The sequence below is a fragment of the Pseudaquabacterium inlustre genome (assembly GCF_038066595.1).
Taxonomy (GTDB): Bacteria; Pseudomonadota; Gammaproteobacteria; order Burkholderiales; family Burkholderiaceae_C; genus Pseudaquabacterium; species Pseudaquabacterium inlustre.
This window is the reverse complement of the sequence record NZ_JBBUTH010000011.1, coordinates 286,729-303,854: the sequence shown is the minus strand read 5'-3', so window position 1 is coordinate 303,854 and position 17,126 is coordinate 286,729. Positions and strand designations below refer to the sequence as shown.

Genomic DNA, 17,126 nt, shown 5'->3' with positions numbered 1-17,126 from the left:
AGGCCGATGTGTCAGGCAGGCAGTTGTGGACGCTGATTGCGCCCGATCCCGCGGTACTCGATCCCAAAGGCTTGCATCAGCGCCGGGTCATACAGGTTGCGCCCGTCGAAGATCACCGGCTGCTTCAGCGCGGCCTTGATGGCGTCGAAGTCGGGGTTGCGGAACTCCTTCCACTCGGTCACCAACAGCAGCGCGTCCGCGCCTTCCAGCGCCGCCGACTGGCTGGGCACGACGCTGAACCCCGGCACATCGCCCAGCACCCGCTGCGCCTCGGGCATGGCCACCGGGTCATAGGCCTGGATGCGCGCACCGCGCCGTGCCAGCTCGGCCACGATCACCCGGCTGGGTGCCTCGCGCATGTCGTCGGTGTTGGGCTTGAACGCCAGGCCCCACAGCGCGAAGGTGCGCTCGCGCAGGTCCTCGCCGAATCGCTCGACCACGCGCTGCACCAGCACCAGCTTCTGCCGCTCGTTGGCCTCTTCCACCGCCGTCAGCACGCCCAGCGTCATGCCGTTCTGTTCACCCGTGCGGATCAGCGCCTTCACGTCCTTCGGGAAGCAACTGCCGCCGTAGCCGGTACCGGCGTACAGAAAGTGCGTGCCGATGCGCGGGTCGCTGCCGATGCCGCGGCGCACCCACTCGATGTCTGCCCCCACCCGGTCGGCCAGCAACGCCAGCTCGTTCATGAAGCTGATGCGCGTGGCCAGCATGGCGTTGGCCGCATACTTGGTGAACTCGGCGCTGCGCACGTCCATCACCACCAGGCGGTCGTTGTTGCGCATGAACGGCGCGTACACCGCGCGCATCAGCAGCGTGGCGCGTTCGTTGTCGCTGCCCACCACGATGCGATCGGGCTTCATGAAGTCATCGATGGCCGCGCCTTCCTTGAGGAATTCGGGGTTGCTGACCACCGCGAATTCGAGGTCCACCCCCCGCTCGGCCAGAACCTCGGCAATGGCAGCCCGCACCTTGTCGGCCGTGCCCACCGGCACCGTGCTCTTGTCGACGATGACCTTGTAGTCGGTCATGTGGCGGCCGATGTTGCGGGCGGCGGCCAGCACGTACTGCAGGTCAGCCGAGCCGTCTTCGTCGGGCGGCGTGCCCACGCCGATGAACTGGATGGTGCCGTGCGCCACCGCAGCCGCCACGTCGGTGGTGAACTGCAGCCGTCCGGCCGCTGCGTTGCGGCGGATGATGGCGTCCAGACCCGGCTCGTGGATCGGCACCTCGCCGCGGTTGAGCATCTCGATCTTGCGTGGATCGACGTCCACGCACACCACGTGGTTGCCCATCTCGGACAGGCAGGCGCCGGTCACCAAGCCCACATAACCCGCACCGACAACGGTGATCTTCATTTCGTGTTCCCTTGCATCGCGCATTTCCGGTGCTCGATGCTCCGGATTCTGCATGCAGGCCGATGACACACAAGCACGGCCTGTCCGACAGCGTGGCGCCTGCCACAAAAGCGCGAGTACGAGACTTGGCACATCATCGACAATCGGTCGCGCACCATGGCCTGTTCAAAATGAAAATCCTGCTCACCGGCGCCGCCGGCTTCATCGGCTCGCACGTCGCTCGAATCCTGCTCGACCGCGGGGATCAGGTCGTCGGACTCGACAACCTGAACGCCTACTACGACCCGCAGCTCAAGCACGACCGTCTCGCTCGCCTCACCGGCGACACCGGCTTCAGCTTCGTCAAAATGGACGTGGCCGACCGCGACGGCATGCCGGCGTTGTTCCAGCGTGAGCGTTTCGACCGGGTCATCCACCTGGCCGCGCAGGCCGGCGTGCGCCACTCGCTGGTCGATCCGCACGCCTACATCGACAGCAACGTCGTCGGTTTCACCAACATCTTGGAAGGCTGCCGCCACACCGGCGTGCAGCACCTCGTGTACGCGTCGAGCTCCAGCGTCTACGGCGGCAACACCCAGATGCCGTTCTCCGAGCACCATGGCGTCGACCACCCGGTGAGCCTGTACGCGGCCACCAAGAAGGCCAACGAGCTGATGGCCCACACCTACAGCCACCTGTTCGCCCTTCCCACCACAGGCCTGCGCTTCTTCACCGTGTACGGCCCCTGGGGGCGACCCGACATGGCGCTGTTCCTGTTCACCAAGGCCATCCTGGCAGGTGAGCCGATCCAGGTGTTCAACCACGGCAAGATGGTGCGCGACTTCACTTTCGTGGACGACATCGCCAAGGGCGTGGTGCATACGCTCGACCGACCGCCGGAAGCTGACGCCGCCTTTGACAAGGCACACGCCGATACGGCCAGCAGTTGGGCGCCATACCGCGTGTTCAACATCGGCAACCACGACCCGGTGCAACTGCTGGACTTCATCGCCGCGATCGAGCGCCACACCGGCAAGAAGGCGATCAAGGAGCTTCGCGACATCCAGCCGGGCGACGTGCCAGCCACCTTCGCCGATGTGTCCGAACTGGAGCGCTGGACCGGCTTTTACCCCGGCACCTCGATCGATGAGGGCGTGGGACGGTTTGTTGCCTGGTACCGCGATTACTTCAAAGTTTGAGGGGCCACGCCCATCGGAGCCGGCAGGCGCAGGCGCCAGCCTCGCTCAAACTGGGGAGTGCCGCTCAGACCATTGGGTGGACAAAGCCTTGCGGTCGATCTTGCCGTTGGGGTTGCGGGGAAGCGGCCCCGACACCACTTCGACGCCGTGCGGCACCATGTAGGCCGGCATGCGCTGCTTGCAGTCGGCCAGCAACGCGGCCACATCCACATCGGCCGCACCAGCCGGCGGCGTGGCAATAATCTGGATAGCCTGACCCAGCGAGGGGTGATCGACACCGAAGGCCGCGCATTCACCCACCCGCTGGGTGGCATACAGCACTTCCTCGACCTCAGTAGGACTGACGCGGTAGCCCGATGTCTTCATCATCTCGTCTCGACGACCGATGAAATACAAAAAACCCTCGGCATCGCGGCGCACAGTGTCGCCCGAATAGACTGCGATCTCAGGCAGCATCAAGCCAGCCTCGCGCCCGCCCACACCAGCAGGCAATGGCTTGTAGCGCTCTGCGGTCTTCTCGGCGTCGTTCCAGTATCCCTGGCCCACCAGGGCGCCCCGATGAACCAGTTCGCCCGGCTCGTCGGGCCCGCATTCACTGCCATCCTCTCGCAGCACCAGGATCTCGGCGTTCGGAATGGCCTTGCCGATCGAATCGGGCCGTCGATCCACTTCCTCGGGCGGCAGGTAAGTGGAGCGGAACGCCTCCGTCAGCCCATACATCAGGAACGGTCTGGCCCGAGGCAGCTTGGCACGCAGTTGATCCAACGTGTCGCGCGGCATGCGGCCGCCGGTATTGGCGAAGTAGCGCAGGTGTTCCTGGATCTCGGCCGGCCAGTCGGCAATCTGGGTCAATTGGATGTACAGCGGCGGCACGGCCGTCAAACCTGTGACCTTATCTCGCGCCAGCGCCTTGAGCACGTCGCGAGGCAGCAGGTAGTTGAGCAGTACCACACGCGCGCCAACATGAAAGGCCGTGGTCAACTGGCTGAAGCCGGCATCGAAGCTCAGCGGAAGTGCTGCCAGCAGCGTATCGTCACGGTGGTTGCCCAGGTAGGAGGCCACACTCTTGGCGCCGGTCACCATGTTGCGATGACTCAGCACAACGCCTTTCGGCCGGCCAGTAGAGCCACTGGTATAGAGGATGGCGCAGACATCGGTGTCGATGACGCGGTGGCCAGCCGTCACCGGCGCCACCAGCAGTTCGGCCCAGACATGCAGAGCAACGCCAGTCGGCGCCGCCAACGGCGAGGGCTCGGTCAGCACAACATGGAGCAGATCAGGGCACCGCGCTAGCACCGGCGCCAGCAAGGCCCAGCGCTCCGGCGAGGTGATTAGCACCGCCACATTGCAGTCGCGCGCAATATAGGCTACCTGCTCGGGCTTGAGTAATGCGTTCATCGGCACCATCACGCCGCCCGCGGCCGGTGCCGCGAAGCTGGCAACCACGGCTTCCAGCCGCTTGTCCAGCCAGATACCGACGCGGCCCATGCGGGGCAGACCCAGCGCCCGCAGACCACCGGCCAGGGCATCCACCTGGAGGGCCAGATCCCCGTAACCCATCTGGCGGGCACCGTCGACCAGGGCTTTGGCGTCTCCGTGACGCTGAGCGCCAAGCAAGGGAAGGTGATGCAGTAGGCTGGAGTCGTTCATGGGAGACGGCGCTATGTAGCTGAACAAACCGGCCTTGCCGGGACTAAGCTGGGCGCACGCGGCACCGACTATTGACCGAATGCCGATTTGACCATCAGGCGCCATTCCCGCGCACGCTCGACCGCGGCCCGCGCCAACCCAAAGGGGTGGCGGGTGTCACAAGCCAAAAGCCTGAACCGCTCGCGTCGATGACTCATCCAACTTCGCTTGTAGACGTCGTCACCGCTCAGGTAGTCAATCTCGTGGACCCGATCCACATCCAGAGCCTGGCGAAATAGATACCCCGAAAGCACAGTGCCTGGAGAAAGCTGGGCATAGGCCTCGTCGTAAGCGAGTTTGAAGATGTGAGCCTTGCCGGCGACCGTGAACCAGATTTGCGCCGCCACGGGCACACTGTCGACCCAAGCCACCCCCAAGCGCAACCAGCCCTGCTCGGCGCAAGCGTGCGCCCAGGCGCGAATGAACGCAGGGTAGGGCTCGGGCCGCTTCCAGCTCTTGGCATAAATCGCCTCGAACGCATCCATACCGGCCGCCACACGCTCAGGGTCGACGATGATTTCTATTGCAGCGCCCCGAGACCCAGATTGAAACCGCCGCGCCTTGCGCCGCCAAGTACTTTGCAGCTGACTGGGACGTTGAGCCATGAAGTCCTCAAAGCTCCTACCATCGGATAGCAAATACCAGTTGCCGAAGCAGGCCCGGTGCCTCACATACCAGCCCCTCTGCCGAAGCCCTGTGCCAAGGTTCTGCGCGACCGGCAATGCCAGCGGCGCCAGGTCAAGTACCGCCACCTCTGCAGACTCACCCCGAACGTCGAACCAACCTAGCAAAGCTTGGACGTCCGCTTGAAGGCGGGGGTCATCATCGGCCGGACCGACCAGCGAGGTGTAATAGTTGGCCGCAGCGCGCCAAGTACCTCGACGGCCTTCCTGAAGAAGCACCCATGGCCGCTCCTGTCCGCACAGCGGCGGCGGGCAGACCTTGCGCGCTTGATCGCGAACAATGTGCTGCGCGTACAGCCCGTGCCACTGCGCACTGCTAAATGGATTCATGCCCAGCCGCGAGCCTTGCGGGCGCCCCAGATTGAATCAAGTTCCTCAAGCCTCATCTAGCCTCTGGCCCATCCCAGGAGCCTGCCACTACCCACCATGTGCGAACTGTGCCAGCCCGCGCAGCTGCTGCGCGAGGCTGTACGCCGAACAATTGTCGGGGCGTGAATTTCTGCAAGCCCGGCCTCCAAACGGAGTGGGCGGCATCGCGGAGAATCGACGGGTCTCAATGAGCACAATCACCATGGAACTTGAACGCGATGTTTGCAGACTTCTGGACGAAGTATTGAGCCTGGGCGGCCGTGGGCTTGTATTTTCAACCGACACTCGCTTGCTGGGAGCCATCCCTGAATTGGACTCGATGGCCGTGGTCAGCCTCATCACTGCCCTCGAAGATCGCTTTGCCATCGCGATCGAGGACGATGACATCGACGGCGGCACGTTTGAAACCGTTGGCACCCTCGTGGCCATGGTTTCTACCTACTTGCCGAAATGAGCTTCGCCACCCGCAGCCGGCCGTTTTGGTTGCCGGTGACGGACTCGCCTTCTGGGTTGAGGGCCGCCCTGCTACACGAGCCAGCGCAGGAGGGCGCCATCTGTCGCGGACTGGTGCTGCATGTACCGCCCTTTGCGGAGGAACTGAACAAGTGTCGGCGCATGACCACCGAAGCCGCACGTGCGCTAGCAGCCGCTGGCTACGTAGTGCTGCAGGTCGACCTGATGGGCTGCGGCGACAGTCCCGGCGATTGGTCAGAGGCCAGCTGGGCTCAATGGCGCCAGGACGTTGTGCATGCAGCCCACTGGTTGCGCACGGCCTGTCCGACAAATGCCCCCATGTGGCTGTGGGGCCTGCGGGTTGGCGCCCTGTTGGCGGCCGAGGCCCTCGCCGGAATGGGCGGCGATGCGGTTCATCTGATGCTGTGGCAACCTGTTGTTCAAGGTCGCGGTGCTTTGCAGCAGTTCCTGCGTTTGAAGTCATTGGCCTCCGCAACGCAAGGCACAGAACGCAGCAGCGCCACCCATCTGCGACAGCAACTCGAGGCCGGACAGACGTTAGACATTGCCGGCTACCCATTGCACCAGGCCATTGGTCAAGGCCTGGAGGCCGCCCGCCTCGCCGCGGTGCCCGCCATGCTGCCACAGAACCAGCGGCGCCTAGTGTGGCTGGAATGCCAGCCCCCGCCAGCAGCAGAGCAGGCTTCGGGCGCGACGTCCGCGCCACGGCCAGCCAGCCTGGCCTCGCAGCAAGCCGCCTGCGACTGGGCGGCGGCAGGCTGGCACGTGACGGTCCAGGTAGTGGATGGGCCTGCGTTCTGGCAGACGGTAGAAATGGAGGCCGCGCCAGCCCTGATCGAGGCCACGGTGGCCCAACTGCACCAGCCATTTCGCGCCGGCGATCCGGCAGCCGCTTCACCCCCCCCCGTACCCGCGATTACCCTGCCCACGCCGACTTGGCATGAGCGCTGGCTGCCATTCAGCTTGGGAGCGGACCGCCTGTTGGGGGTACTGCACACGCCCCGCGGATCCGATGCCACAGGCCTGGCAGTGGTGGTCATCGTCGGCGGGCCACAAACCCGTCTGGGCAGCCACCGCCAGTTCATCCATCTGGCGCGCCACCTGGCCGAGGCAGGCCATGCGGTGCTGCGTTTTGATGTGCGCGGCATGGGCGACAGCAGCGGGGATCCACGTCCGTTTGACCGGTTAAGCGACGATGTGCAAGCCGCTCTGGATGCGCTATGGACTCACCAGCCCGGGCTTCAATCCGCAGTGCTGTGGGGCCTGTGTGATGGCGCTTCGGCTGCGGCCATTCACGCGGCGCAGCACAAGGATCCCCGAGTTGGAGGCCTGTGTCTGGTCAACCCCTGGGTGCGCTCAACCCAGAGCCTGGCCCAAACCCAGATCAAGCACTACTATTTCCAGCGGTTGGCATCGGGCGCATTCTGGCACAAGCTGTTACGCGGCGGGGTGGGCCTAGGCGCATTGGGTGGGTTGCTGGCCAATCTGCGGCAGGCGTGGGGTCGAGGCTCCAGTGCCCCCCCCGGTGCCAGCAGCTTTCAAGAGCGCATGTTGCGCGGGCTGCAGCGCTACTCTGGCCCGGTGCAGGTGCTGCTCAGCGAACACGACTACACCGCCCAGGAGTTTGCCAACTACACCCGGGCACGGGCCAGTTGGAACGAGGCGCTGTCGCGCCCCACGGTCACGCAGCAGACCGTCGTGGCCGCGGATCACACTTTCTCGTGGCCCGGCAGCGCCCAACGCGTGGCTCAACTCACCGCGGCCTGGTTGCATGGCATCTGGCCCCAACAGCGGCTCAGCCCCTACGTGAACCGCGACGCGGCTTATCCGGAAAGCATCGATTGACCACGCCCCCCATTAATGCTCGCTTTGCCGCCCTGGTACTGGGCGTAGATAGCCACGGTCTGGCGGCTGTTCGGGCGCTCAACCAAGCCGGCGTACCCACCTACGCGCTGGACAAGGACACCTCGCTGCCCGGCGCTCGTAGCAATCAGTTCCGCCGGCTGTTTTCGACGCCCAGCTTTGAGGCCGCCGATCTGCTGCCCGTCCTTCGACAGGTGCGCCAGCAGTTGTCTGCCTACGATGAAGTGGCGCTGATGGCCATGAACGACCGCCAGGTTGAGGTGATCGGGAGGCACCAGGCAGCCGTGACGGCCGACTATCGCGTGGCCTGGATAGACCAAGCCGACACCATCTTGCGCCTGCAACGCAAGAATGAGTTGGAAACCCATAGCAGGCAGCACGGCCTGAACTACCCGCGCACCGTGCAATTCGACTCCCCTGGCGATGCCAACCTGGCGATGAGCATGCGTTTTCCGATGATCATCAAGCCGGTGCGTCCACTGTCGTCGTTTAAGACGCAGATGGCAGCCAACCCGGCCGATTTGGATCGCTGGCTGCAGCGCTACCAAGCCGATCTGCCCATCCTGGGCCAGGAGTTCATTGCCGGCGATGACCGCGCCATCTACTTCGGCGCCCTGTTGCTGGAGCGAGGACGACTCTTGTTTGGAATGACCGGGCGCAAACTGGCTTCGTACCCACCGTCCCGCGGTCAAACCACAGTAGCCGAAACGGTTGATGAACCGCAAGTGCTGCAGCTGACTCAGCAGTTCTTTGCAGGCCTGCGACTCAGCGGCCCGGTGTCGCTGGAACTCAAGCGGGCACCCGATGGCAGCTTCTGGGTGATTGAACCCACGGTGGGCCGTACCGACTTCTGGGTCGGGCTTTGCATTGGCGCCGGTTTCAACCAGCCACTGATGGAATTTCAGCTCGCCACGGGTCAGCCGGTGACGATGCCGACTCGCACCGAGGGATGTACTTGGTACGACAGTGAGCGTGACCCCACCGCCTATCCCCGGCTGGCACTGAACAACAGATGCCTACGCCCGCTTAACCATCGACAGGTGTTCTCGTACCTGCACAGCAGCGACTGGCGTCCCGCGATCCACGCTGTAGGGCGTCGCCTGCGGTCCGTTGTGTTATGGAGTTTTTGACTATGGCATCTTGGAAAAAGTATGCACTGGGTTGGCTGTGGCTGTTCAGCGGCGCTACAACCTGGGCGCAGTCGGGCGCCTGTGGCAACCCATTCCAGAACCACTTCGGGCCGTTCGACTACCGTAGCGCCAAACACTCCGACCTGCATATGGTGGAACGGGTTCATTTCACGCCCGGTATAGAGTCTCTGTCCAAGCCCAATACCACCACGCTGACCCACATCGCTGGCGACATAACCTATACGCTACACGTTTTTCCCAACCATCACCGCGCTCTGGCGGCCATGGCGCGACTGGCGCAGCAACGCCAGACCGACCAACCGCCGAGTGCGCGCTACTCGGTGAACTGCTATTTCGAGCGGGCGCTGACATTCCGACCCGATGACAACGTGGCCCGCATGCTTTATGCGCAGTACCTGATATCCACAAAGCACAACAGTCTGGCCTTGGCCCATGTGCGGCATGTGCAGAAACTCGCCCCCGACAGTGCGATGACCCAACGCAACGTCGCCTTGCTGGCCTTGGAACTAGGTGAACTCCAACTCGCGCGCCAGGCAGCCGAGCGCGCGGCCGAGTTGGGAGACAGGGACGTGACACTGGTCCAACGCCTGCAAGCTGCCGGGGCCGCCCCTGCGACTGCAGAAGCAATTGCGACGCAAGGTTCGGCGGCACAGTGACCTTGCTGGGCGGACATGGGAGCCTTGCGCGAACTTCAAGGATGCGCTGGATCGGTTGCCTACGCCCCGGCCAGTCGGGCCGAAGAATTGCTGCCGTATCGCTGGCCCGTCACGCTGCACCCCAGTAGCAAAGCGGCGAATCAATGGATTGCAAATCCGTCCAGGCGAGTTGGCCGGACGGATGCCCTTGCTTTGCATCTGAGGCAGGTGCTGGACACAACCACTTGGCCGCCCCGACAGTACGCCGACCGCCGTTCAACGACTTTGCAGGAGATAGCCAAACGGGTCGGTCGCCACCGGCGATAACTGTCAGGCCTGCCGGTTCAGCCGCTCGCGCAAGACCGCAATGCGTCTTTCAAAACGCGCCACATGGTTGTCCAGCACCGACTCACAGCTCAGCATCCCCGGCCGGCCTGCTGCGTCCTGCAACTGTCGCAATGCCATTTCCACCTGCGCTTGGTCGCTGGGCGGTTGCACCTCGCTGCGTGCCACCAGACCCAGCGGTGCCAGACCGCGCCGCAAGTGGTGCTTAGCATGGACACGCCAGTCCCAGTGACGCTGCAAGTCGTAAAGGGGCGTCAACACGCTGGGCTCATAGGCTAGATCCACTGTGGACAGCCAATCCTCCCATTTGAACGCCAGCACGCCCTCGCTGCAGGTGATAGGCACCCAGGGCACACGCAAGGCATCGGCCACGATAGCACCGTGCATGGCCTCGGTGAGCAGCACGTCGCATCGCTGCATTTCATGGAAGACACGCTCAACGCTCCAGTGGCAACTGATGAACGCGTAGCCCAGACGTTGGCACAATGGTTCCCAGTCGTAGTTGTAAAGGCTGCGCCCGGTGAACATCACCCCCACGCGCTCGCGCGGCAGGCGCGAGGCCGGCACCGACAGCGTGCGCAGCAGCACCGCCGCATCGGTGATCGCAGTATCGGCAGGCAACCCAAGTGCTGCGGCCGACTTGTGCCCGCGCACGGCGTGGAAGTGAACCTGTGCATCCTGCCGCATGCGGTCACCGTAGCCAACGCCGCTGCCCATCACATGCAGCGGTACATCGGCAGGTAGTCGATGGTTCAGCAAGGTGCCAATGCCCACCAGCCAGCCATCCCGCCCTGAGACAGCCTGCAATTCGGGAACCAGCTGAGGCCACATCCAGGGATTGAGGTCATCGCCAAAGTTACCCGCGGGATCTTTGAAATAGAAGAGCTTCATCGCCAAACACCTGCTAGGCTGGAGTTCAGGCCTACCGCGCAAGCCGAATACCCAGCTTGCGCCACAGAACCAATAACTCGGAACGTAAAGCCGGCGCCAACAGCGCCAGCAGGAGCAAATAAATAGCGGCACATACGCCAACGTGGGCGGCCAGAGAGGCCAATGCTTGGACGCTACTACTGACCCGCTGAGGCGGATCCATGTCGTTGAGCGCCAGACCCGCCAGCCACATGCCGGATGCGGCCAGCAGCGGTGGCACCAACAGTCTCATGAAGTCACGCGTACCAAGGCCGATTTGTGCCAGCGCGGCCCGCAGACTGACCAACGGGTAGAGTGACGCCAACGCCACACCGGCCGCTACTGCCTCCACCCCCCACGGCATTCCCACCAGCACGGCCCCTATCAGCAATGCCGTGCCAACAACGTTGTAGCGCAGGGCCAATCCAACCCGGTCGGTGGCATTAAACAGGGGGATCGACAGCGCAGCGGCGGCACGCACCGCAGCGGCCAGGCCGAACAAGCTCATGACATCCACCATGGGCAGCCAGCGCGTACCATACAGAGCACGTACCAGCAACTCGGCATTGGCCGACACGCCAAATCCCACCGGGATCACCACCGCGACCAGCAGGCGCCCAGCCCGCATGACCAGAGCCTGAAATGCTACCCGGTCGGCCTGCAGTGCCGAAAACGCCGGAAACAGAACCTGCTGCAGCGGCATCGCGATGCGACCGCGTATCTCATCAGTGAGCGAGCGCGCATTCTGGTAGAAGCCCAGCGAGGTGGCACCCAACGCCCGCCCGATGAGCAGCAGATCGAGGTTGGTGTTCACGTAATGCAACAAGCCATTACCCAGGTATCCACCGTTAGTGCGCCAGTGTCTGGTGAGCGCCTGACTATGGAAGCGCAGGCGCGGCCAGTACCGCGCCGCTCGCAGACTTAGGCTTGCCTGTAGACCGCTTCCGACCAAAGCCGCAATCACCAAACTCCACATACCCAGACCACCCCATGCCGCAGTCACGGCCACGCCGGCGCGCACAAGCACCACGCTGATCTGGATGAGGAAGTCCAGCCGATAAAGCATTAGCCGCGCCAAAACCGCCGCTGGCACGGCGGACAGGCTGTTCAGAACGAAGTTGAAGCTCATCAGCCTGAGCAGTCGCCCCACATCGGCATCGGCGAAGAACCGACCTGCAATCAACGAAACTAACCCCACCACCACGGCCAGGGCGGCCCCCGCGGCCAAAGAAGCCCAAAAAGTGGTGTCGAGTTTTAATCGGTTGATCACCGGCTGCTGCACCAGCACATTGCCAAAGCCGAAAGCACCCAGCAGGGCCGCGAACTCGGTAACCACCGTTGCCATGGCCACCAAGCCAAATTCGGTTGGGCTCAGCAAGCGGGCAAGAGCGGCGGTCGACAGCAGGGTGACGGCCGTCCGAAAGCCTATGCCCAAAAATTGGAAGCCGGCGCCCACGGCCACCTTGTGGCCCACGGCCAGATGGCGGCGCGCAAAGCTTTGTTGGGGCCGGGTCCGCACGCGCATCAAGCAGTTCGCCCCGGGGTGAGGCAGGACTTGGCCAGCACACTCCAGGCCAACCACTGACGACGATCCAGCAACAGGGCCTGCCATGCTGCTCGACGCGCAGCCTGGGTCTGTCCCTCTATCAAACGGGCGCCGGCAAAGTCAGCCCAGCTACGGGCCAAGCCAGCATCGACTAGGCGGCGATCAGCCTGCCGGCCATCGGGCCCGGTGTAGCCCCAGCGGGCCAGCGCCCGCCCCACCACCTCACCCTTGAAGTTGCGCTCCGGGACGCGATGAGTGATGTTGCTTCCGTGGTGGCGGTACAGCGCCAATGGCCGCGGCACGCGCAGGATGGGGGTCAGGCGCGAGGCCCGCAACCACAGGTCGTAGTCCTCACCGATGCGCAGGCCGGCGTCGAAGCCACCCAAATCCAACAATAGCGAGCGCCGGGCAAGCACCGTGCTGGTCCAGACCACGCAATCTGCCAAAAGTTCGGGGTAGATCCACCCGCTGGCGCCGGCAAAGTGCTGGGCTGCGTCGCCCGCCAGACCGGCCTGCACCACATCCAATAGCAAATCCGCCGCGGGCTCGATGTCATCGGTGTGCCACACGCGCCAAGCGGTGTAACCCATCTGCGCTTCGGGCTGCCGCTGCAACTGCGCCCATTGCGCCTGCAGCTTGCCTGGCAGCCAGACATCATCGGCATCAACAAAGGCCACCCACTCGTGCTGGGCCTGAGCCAGGCCGTGATTGCGGGCTGCAGCAACACCCGCATTTGACTGTTGCAGCAGCCGCACCTGCGGATAGCCCTTCCGTATGCTGGCCGCGGTATCGTCACTAGAGCCATCATCGACCACGATGACATCTAGTTCAAAGCCCTCCTGAGACAACACGGACCGCAGCGTGGTGGGCAGGAAGCTTGAGGCGTTGTAAGCCGGTATGACGACGGAGATGGCAGGCAGGGTGGACATGTCGGCGGTGGCGACAATTGCGCCGCCGCGCATTCTGGCACCCTGCCTCGCCGCCGTTGGCTGCGCCAGCGTCGGCACAACGCAGCAGCGGCTTATTAATGCGCAGTTTCAAGCTCCCCAAGCGGGCCGAGCTGCCTTTCGGGGCCGCCGCTGGGCCCACAATCAGAGGCGATGCATCCGTCGCTGCCATGCTGGGAGGTTCAGGCTTGAAGGTCGCTTTACTGTGCTCGGGGCTAGGCCATGTGGCTCGCGGCCATGAGGTCTTTGCCCAGGGCCTGTTTGATTTGCTCCGCGACAGCTTGGACATCACACTGCTCAAGGGCGGCGGGGCGGCTTCGCCTCGTGAGTGGGTGATTCCAAATGTGCCTCGCAACTCGCCGCTGCTGGATCACATCCACGTGCCACAGGCTTCGCGCTGGGCGACCTCGATCCGCGAGCAGGAGCGCCAGCGCATCGAACACGAAGGCTTTGCCTATGCCGCCATCGGCCCACTGCTGGCCGGCGACTTCGATGTGGTGCATTGCCTGGAGCAGGAGGTGTGCACCGTACTGCACGCCAACCGCCACCTGTTCCGGCGCACGCCCAAGATTGTGTTTGCCAACGGTGGAGCCATTCCCGGCCCCGACCTGCCGCCCTGCGACTTTGTGCAGGAGCACACAGAACACAACCTGCATTACAGCGACAGGCGGCGCGCCTTCATGATCCCGCATGGCGTGGACCTGACGCGCTTCCATCCCGACGTTGGCAGCGACTTCCGGGCGCGCCACGGCATTTCGGCCGATGCCCTTGTGGTCATCAGCGTGGGCACCATCGGCGTCAACCATAAGCGCATGGACCATGTGATCCGCGAGGTGGCGCCGCTGCCTCACATCCACCTTGTCATTGTTGGCCAGGAGAGTGGTGAAACCGCGCAGATCAAGGCCCTGGGTGCCCAGTTGCTGGGGCCGCGCGTCACATTCACAAAGGTGGCCCATGCCGATCTGCCCCAAGCCCTGGCGGCAGCGAACGTATTCGTTCTGGGCTCACTGTTCGAAACATTTGGCATCGCCTACATCGAGGCCATGGCCATGGGATTGCCGGTGATCTGCACGCAGCACCCTAACCAGCGCCTGATCGTCAAACAAGGCGTGTTCATTGACATGAAGCGCTCCGGCGAACTCACACGGGTGTTGCGCGACACGCCAGCCGAGCACTGGCAAGCCCTGGGCCGCCGGGGCCTACAGGTGGTGCGCGAGCACTACGATCTGCAGGTGCTGCGCGGGCTGTATCTGCAGCACTACCAGCGCATCGCTCAGACCCCGACCCACCTGCCCGAGCCAGGCCTGATTCAGCGTTTGCGCGGCCACGCCCGTCATGCTTGGAAGTCCATGAGAAACAGCCTACTGGGCACTGCCCGATGAATCGTCACCCCACCCCCTCTGGTGAACTGGTCGACTTGGCCGACGCCGATCCCTTCGGTCTGCAGTCACGATGCTGGCGCCGTGATGCTGACGGCACGGTGCACCAAGCCGCGCGCGCAGATTCCCTTGCCGACCGGCATACGCCGCTGGATGCACAGGCCCTGTTCGAATACCTGTATTTCCACTGCATCCCGTCGCCACGGACAGTGTTTGCGGGCGTATCGCGGGTACCCGCGGGGCACCGTCTGAACTTCCAGGGCGCCCAACCAAGCCTTGAGGTGGCCTGGGCGCCGCGCTTTCGCCCGGCGGAGAAGGTGTCGTTCGAGGCGTTGCGCGAAGAGTTCCGCACCCTGCTCAAGGCCTCGGTGCAGCGCGCCATCGCAGGTGACGGTCCAGCGGCATGCTTTCTCAGCGGTGGCACCGACAGTTCTACCGTTGCCGGAATGATCCGCGAGGCCAGCGGCAGTGGTGCATTGGCTTTTTCCATCGGGTTCGAAGCGGACGGCTACGACGAGATGGAATATGCGCGCTTGGCTGCGCGCCACTTCGGCTGCGAGCATCACGCTTACTACATCACACCCGACGATCTGGTGCGAAGCATTCCCGAAGTTGCCGGGTCATACGACCAGCCCTTTGGCAATTCGTCAGTGCTGCCGGCCTACTACTGCGCCTTCCAGGCCCGCCAAGCGGGGGTGTCGCGCCTGCTGGCCGGAGACGGCGGCGACGAGCTCTATGGCGGCAACGCGCGTTATGCCAAACAACGCGTGTTCGGCCACTACCAAAGCGTGCCGGCCCCGCTGCGTAGCATGCTTGAGCCTTTGCTGCTGCAGCCCGGGATCTCCCGCGTACCGATTTTGAAGAAAGCCGCCAGCTACGTGGAACAGGCCCGCGTACCCATGCCCGACCGTCTGCAGATGTACAACCTGCTGCTGCGTCTGGGCATCGACGAGGTACTGGAGCCAGGGTTTCTGCATCAGGTTGATGTACAGGGGCCGACTCAGCACCAACGTGAGGTCTGGGCTTGGGCCGGCTCAGGCGCTATGGCCACGCCGCCCAGCGAACTCAACCGCACCTTGGCTTACGACTGGCGCTATACCCTTGCCGAGAGCGATATTCCCAAGGTGCGGGGTGCCACAACGCTGGCCGGCGTAGAGGTCGCGTACCCAATGCTGGATCCGGCGCTGCTGGAGTTTTCGCTGCATCTACCCGACGACTACAAGCTCAATGGCCTGAAGTTGCGCTGGTTCTTCAAGGAAGCCCTGCGTGGCTTTCTACCCGACGAGATCATCAACAAGCCCAAACACGGCTTCGGACTACCGTTCGGCCCCTGGCTCTTGCGCCACGCGGGCCTGCGCGCATTGGCCACCGACTCATTACTCAGCTTGGGCACGCGCGGCATGGTGCGCCCAACCTTCATCAACAACTTGCTGAGCCAGCACCTGGCCGAGCACCCAGGCTATTACGGCGAAATGGTCTGGATCTTGATGATGTTGGAGCAATGGTTTCAGCAGCACCGCCCCTCTTGGCGAGTTTGATCATCGAAACACCATGAATTCGAGTTCTAAGCAAAATTCCAATCAAAATCTTGATAAATCACCCACCGTTTCGGTGATAGTGCCAAATTTCAACCACGAAAAATATCTCGAGCAGCGGATAGAAAGCATTCTAAATCAAACTTTTTTTGATTTTGAATTGATTTTATTGGACGATGCCTCCACCGATGAAAGCACAAAGATTCTTCGGCGATATAGAAATCACCCAAAGGTAAAGACTATCGTTGAAAATGCGAGGAATGCGGGAAGCCCCTACATTCAATGGAATCGAGGTGCAAGCCTTTCCAGCGGCCGATATCTTTGGATTGCTGAATCGGACGATTTTGCCGCCACGACGTTTCTCGAGCGAATGGTCGGCGTATTAGAAAAAAATCCAACAGCAGGTATTGCCTACTGCAGATCAAATAAGGTGGACGAAGCATCTAGAGTTTTTGGCAGCACCGCCGACTGGACCGCTTCGCTACATCAATCCAAATGGGATTCCGACCATGTCGCCAACGGCAGGGAAGAATGCACACAGTACTGGACAAGACGCTGCATCATTCCAAACGTAAGCAGCAGCCTCATCAGATTAGATATCCTACGGGGTATTGGCTTTGCAGATGAAAGCATGCGCTTTTGCGGCGACTATTCAACCTACACCCGAATACTCGCCGTCAGTGATGTAGCTTACATCGCAGATGCGCTCAATAATTTTAGATTCTCGGCAGGCACAGTCAGAAATAAGATGTCGAAGGCATGGCTTCACGATCTTGAACGAGCGCGTGTCATTCGCAATATTATAGAAAACCTGTCACCCAACCCGAGCCAAATCAGGATCGCCAGAGAAGAGTTTCTAGAAAGCATTTTGAGATCGACAATGCGAAGCTTTGGAGCCGCGAAAGTCTATATTACCGGCTATAAAAAAATGCGCAGCGAACTCTTGGCCCTCGCTCCATATCCAGAGATGGAGATGGCCTCGTTAGTCATTGCGCGAAGCCTCAGAAAAATAAGACAACTACTATGACGGGCCGGAATACTCGCGTAGCCGAGTCTGCTTTCCGGAAG

The 17,126-nt window shown here is 62.7% G+C and carries 14 protein-coding genes; 8 read left to right on the top strand and 6 right to left on the bottom strand.

Annotated elements, in window-relative coordinates; all coding sequences use genetic code 11:
• Window positions 1–11: 11 nt before the first annotated feature.
• Complete coding sequence (locus AACH10_RS24070; RefSeq protein WP_341413094.1) at window positions 12–1,355, bottom strand: UDP-glucose dehydrogenase family protein; 1,344 nt, start codon at window positions 1,353–1,355, stop codon at window positions 12–14.
• A 170-nt stretch (window positions 1,356–1,525) separates the two neighbouring features.
• On the opposite strand from AACH10_RS24070, the gene AACH10_RS24065 reads away from it, so the two are divergent.
• Window positions 1,526–2,533 (top strand): NAD-dependent epimerase, encoded by a 1,008-nt coding sequence (locus AACH10_RS24065; RefSeq protein WP_341413287.1) that lies wholly within the window; start codon window positions 1,526–1,528, stop codon window positions 2,531–2,533.
• A gap of 45 nt (window positions 2,534–2,578) precedes the next feature.
• Here AACH10_RS24065 and AACH10_RS24060 read toward each other — a convergent pair whose 3' ends face one another.
• Both AACH10_RS24060 and AACH10_RS24055 read right to left on the bottom strand, forming a co-directional pair.
• Window positions 2,579–4,183 carry an acyl-CoA ligase (AMP-forming), exosortase A system-associated gene (locus AACH10_RS24060; RefSeq protein WP_341413093.1) on the bottom strand — a complete coding sequence of 535 codons (1,605 nt, stop codon included), beginning with the start codon at window positions 4,181–4,183 and terminating at the stop codon, window positions 2,579–2,581.
• Between the two features lie 68 nt (window positions 4,184–4,251).
• Window positions 4,252–5,235, bottom strand: a complete 984-nt coding sequence (locus AACH10_RS24055) for a GNAT family N-acetyltransferase (RefSeq protein ID WP_341413092.1) — start codon at window positions 5,233–5,235, stop codon at window positions 4,252–4,254.
• A gap of 226 nt (window positions 5,236–5,461) precedes the next feature.
• On the opposite strand from AACH10_RS24055, the gene AACH10_RS24050 reads away from it, so the two are divergent.
• From AACH10_RS24050 to AACH10_RS24035, 4 genes are read left to right on the top strand one after another with little or no spacing between them, the layout of a single operon-like run.
• Window positions 5,462–5,728, top strand: a complete 267-nt coding sequence (locus AACH10_RS24050) for an acyl carrier protein (protein WP_341413091.1) — start codon at window positions 5,462–5,464, stop codon at window positions 5,726–5,728.
• Window positions 5,725–7,593, top strand: a complete 1,869-nt coding sequence (locus AACH10_RS24045) for a hydrolase 1, exosortase A system-associated (RefSeq protein ID WP_341413090.1) — start codon at window positions 5,725–5,727, stop codon at window positions 7,591–7,593. Before AACH10_RS24050 ends, AACH10_RS24045 begins: the two co-directional genes overlap by 4 nt.
• The gene (locus tag AACH10_RS24040) at window positions 7,590–8,741 is read left to right on the top strand and encodes a carboxylate--amine ligase (protein WP_341413089.1); all 1,152 of its coding nucleotides are present in this window, start codon (window positions 7,590–7,592) and stop codon (window positions 8,739–8,741) included. The genes AACH10_RS24045 and AACH10_RS24040 overlap by 4 nt, the downstream gene beginning before the upstream one ends.
• A 2-nt stretch (window positions 8,742–8,743) precedes the next feature.
• Complete coding sequence (locus tag AACH10_RS24035) at window positions 8,744–9,418, top strand: ABC transporter permease (RefSeq protein WP_341413088.1); 675 nt, start codon at window positions 8,744–8,746, stop codon at window positions 9,416–9,418.
• A gap of 309 nt (window positions 9,419–9,727) precedes the next feature.
• Here AACH10_RS24035 and AACH10_RS24030 read toward each other — a convergent pair whose 3' ends face one another.
• The 3 genes from AACH10_RS24030 to AACH10_RS24020 are packed head-to-tail and all read right to left on the bottom strand — an operon-like array spanning window position 9,728 to window position 13,126.
• Window positions 9,728–10,633, bottom strand: coding sequence for a polysaccharide pyruvyl transferase family protein (locus AACH10_RS24030; RefSeq protein ID WP_341413087.1), 906 nt, complete (start codon window positions 10,631–10,633; stop codon window positions 9,728–9,730).
• Between the two features lie 31 nt (window positions 10,634–10,664).
• Window positions 10,665–12,176 (bottom strand): lipopolysaccharide biosynthesis protein, encoded by a 1,512-nt coding sequence (locus AACH10_RS24025; RefSeq protein WP_341413086.1) that lies wholly within the window; start codon window positions 12,174–12,176, stop codon window positions 10,665–10,667.
• Complete coding sequence (locus AACH10_RS24020) at window positions 12,176–13,126, bottom strand: glycosyltransferase family 2 protein (protein WP_341413085.1); 951 nt, start codon at window positions 13,124–13,126, stop codon at window positions 12,176–12,178. The genes AACH10_RS24025 and AACH10_RS24020 overlap by 1 nt, the downstream gene beginning before the upstream one ends.
• Window positions 13,127–13,224: 98 nt before the next feature.
• On the opposite strand from AACH10_RS24020, the gene AACH10_RS24015 reads away from it, so the two are divergent.
• Genes AACH10_RS24015 through AACH10_RS24005 form a run of 3 tightly spaced genes read left to right on the top strand, consistent with a single transcriptional unit; the run spans window position 13,225 to window position 17,085 of the window.
• Entirely contained in the window at window positions 13,225–14,526 is a 1,302-nt protein-coding gene (locus tag AACH10_RS24015; RefSeq protein WP_341413084.1) for a glycosyltransferase family 4 protein, read from the top strand.
• Window positions 14,523–16,061 (top strand): asparagine synthetase B family protein, encoded by a 1,539-nt coding sequence (locus AACH10_RS24010; protein ID WP_341413083.1) that lies wholly within the window; start codon window positions 14,523–14,525, stop codon window positions 16,059–16,061. The genes AACH10_RS24015 and AACH10_RS24010 overlap by 4 nt, the downstream gene beginning before the upstream one ends.
• Before the next feature lie 13 nt (window positions 16,062–16,074).
• Window positions 16,075–17,085, top strand: coding sequence for a glycosyltransferase family 2 protein (locus tag AACH10_RS24005; protein WP_341413082.1), 1,011 nt, complete (start codon window positions 16,075–16,077; stop codon window positions 17,083–17,085).
• Window positions 17,086–17,126 lie beyond the last annotated feature (41 nt).

Coding starts and splice junctions, on each gene's coding strand:
- AACH10_RS24045 (WP_341413090.1), top strand. CDS start 5,725: ATGAGCTTCGCCACCCGCAGCCGGCCGTTTTGGTTGCCGGTGACGGAC.
- AACH10_RS24055 (WP_341413092.1), bottom strand. CDS start 5,235: ATGAATCCATTTAGCAGTGCGCAGTGGCACGGGCTGTACGCGCAGCAC.
- AACH10_RS24005 (WP_341413082.1), top strand. CDS start 16,075: ATGAATTCGAGTTCTAAGCAAAATTCCAATCAAAATCTTGATAAATCA.
- AACH10_RS24010 (WP_341413083.1), top strand. CDS start 14,523: ATGAATCGTCACCCCACCCCCTCTGGTGAACTGGTCGACTTGGCCGAC.
- AACH10_RS24035 (WP_341413088.1), top strand. CDS start 8,744: ATGGCATCTTGGAAAAAGTATGCACTGGGTTGGCTGTGGCTGTTCAGC.
- AACH10_RS24030 (WP_341413087.1), bottom strand. CDS start 10,633: ATGAAGCTCTTCTATTTCAAAGATCCCGCGGGTAACTTTGGCGATGAC.
- AACH10_RS24060 (WP_341413093.1), bottom strand. CDS start 4,183: ATGAACGACTCCAGCCTACTGCATCACCTTCCCTTGCTTGGCGCTCAG.
- AACH10_RS24070 (WP_341413094.1), bottom strand. CDS start 1,355: ATGAAGATCACCGTTGTCGGTGCGGGTTATGTGGGCTTGGTGACCGGC.
- AACH10_RS24065 (WP_341413287.1), top strand. CDS start 1,526: ATGAAAATCCTGCTCACCGGCGCCGCCGGCTTCATCGGCTCGCACGTC.
- AACH10_RS24025 (WP_341413086.1), bottom strand. CDS start 12,176: ATGCGCGTGCGGACCCGGCCCCAACAAAGCTTTGCGCGCCGCCATCTG.
- AACH10_RS24020 (WP_341413085.1), bottom strand. CDS start 13,126: ATGTCCACCCTGCCTGCCATCTCCGTCGTCATACCGGCTTACAACGCC.
- AACH10_RS24050 (WP_341413091.1), top strand. CDS start 5,462: ATGAGCACAATCACCATGGAACTTGAACGCGATGTTTGCAGACTTCTG.
- AACH10_RS24015 (WP_341413084.1), top strand. CDS start 13,225: ATGCGCAGTTTCAAGCTCCCCAAGCGGGCCGAGCTGCCTTTCGGGGCC.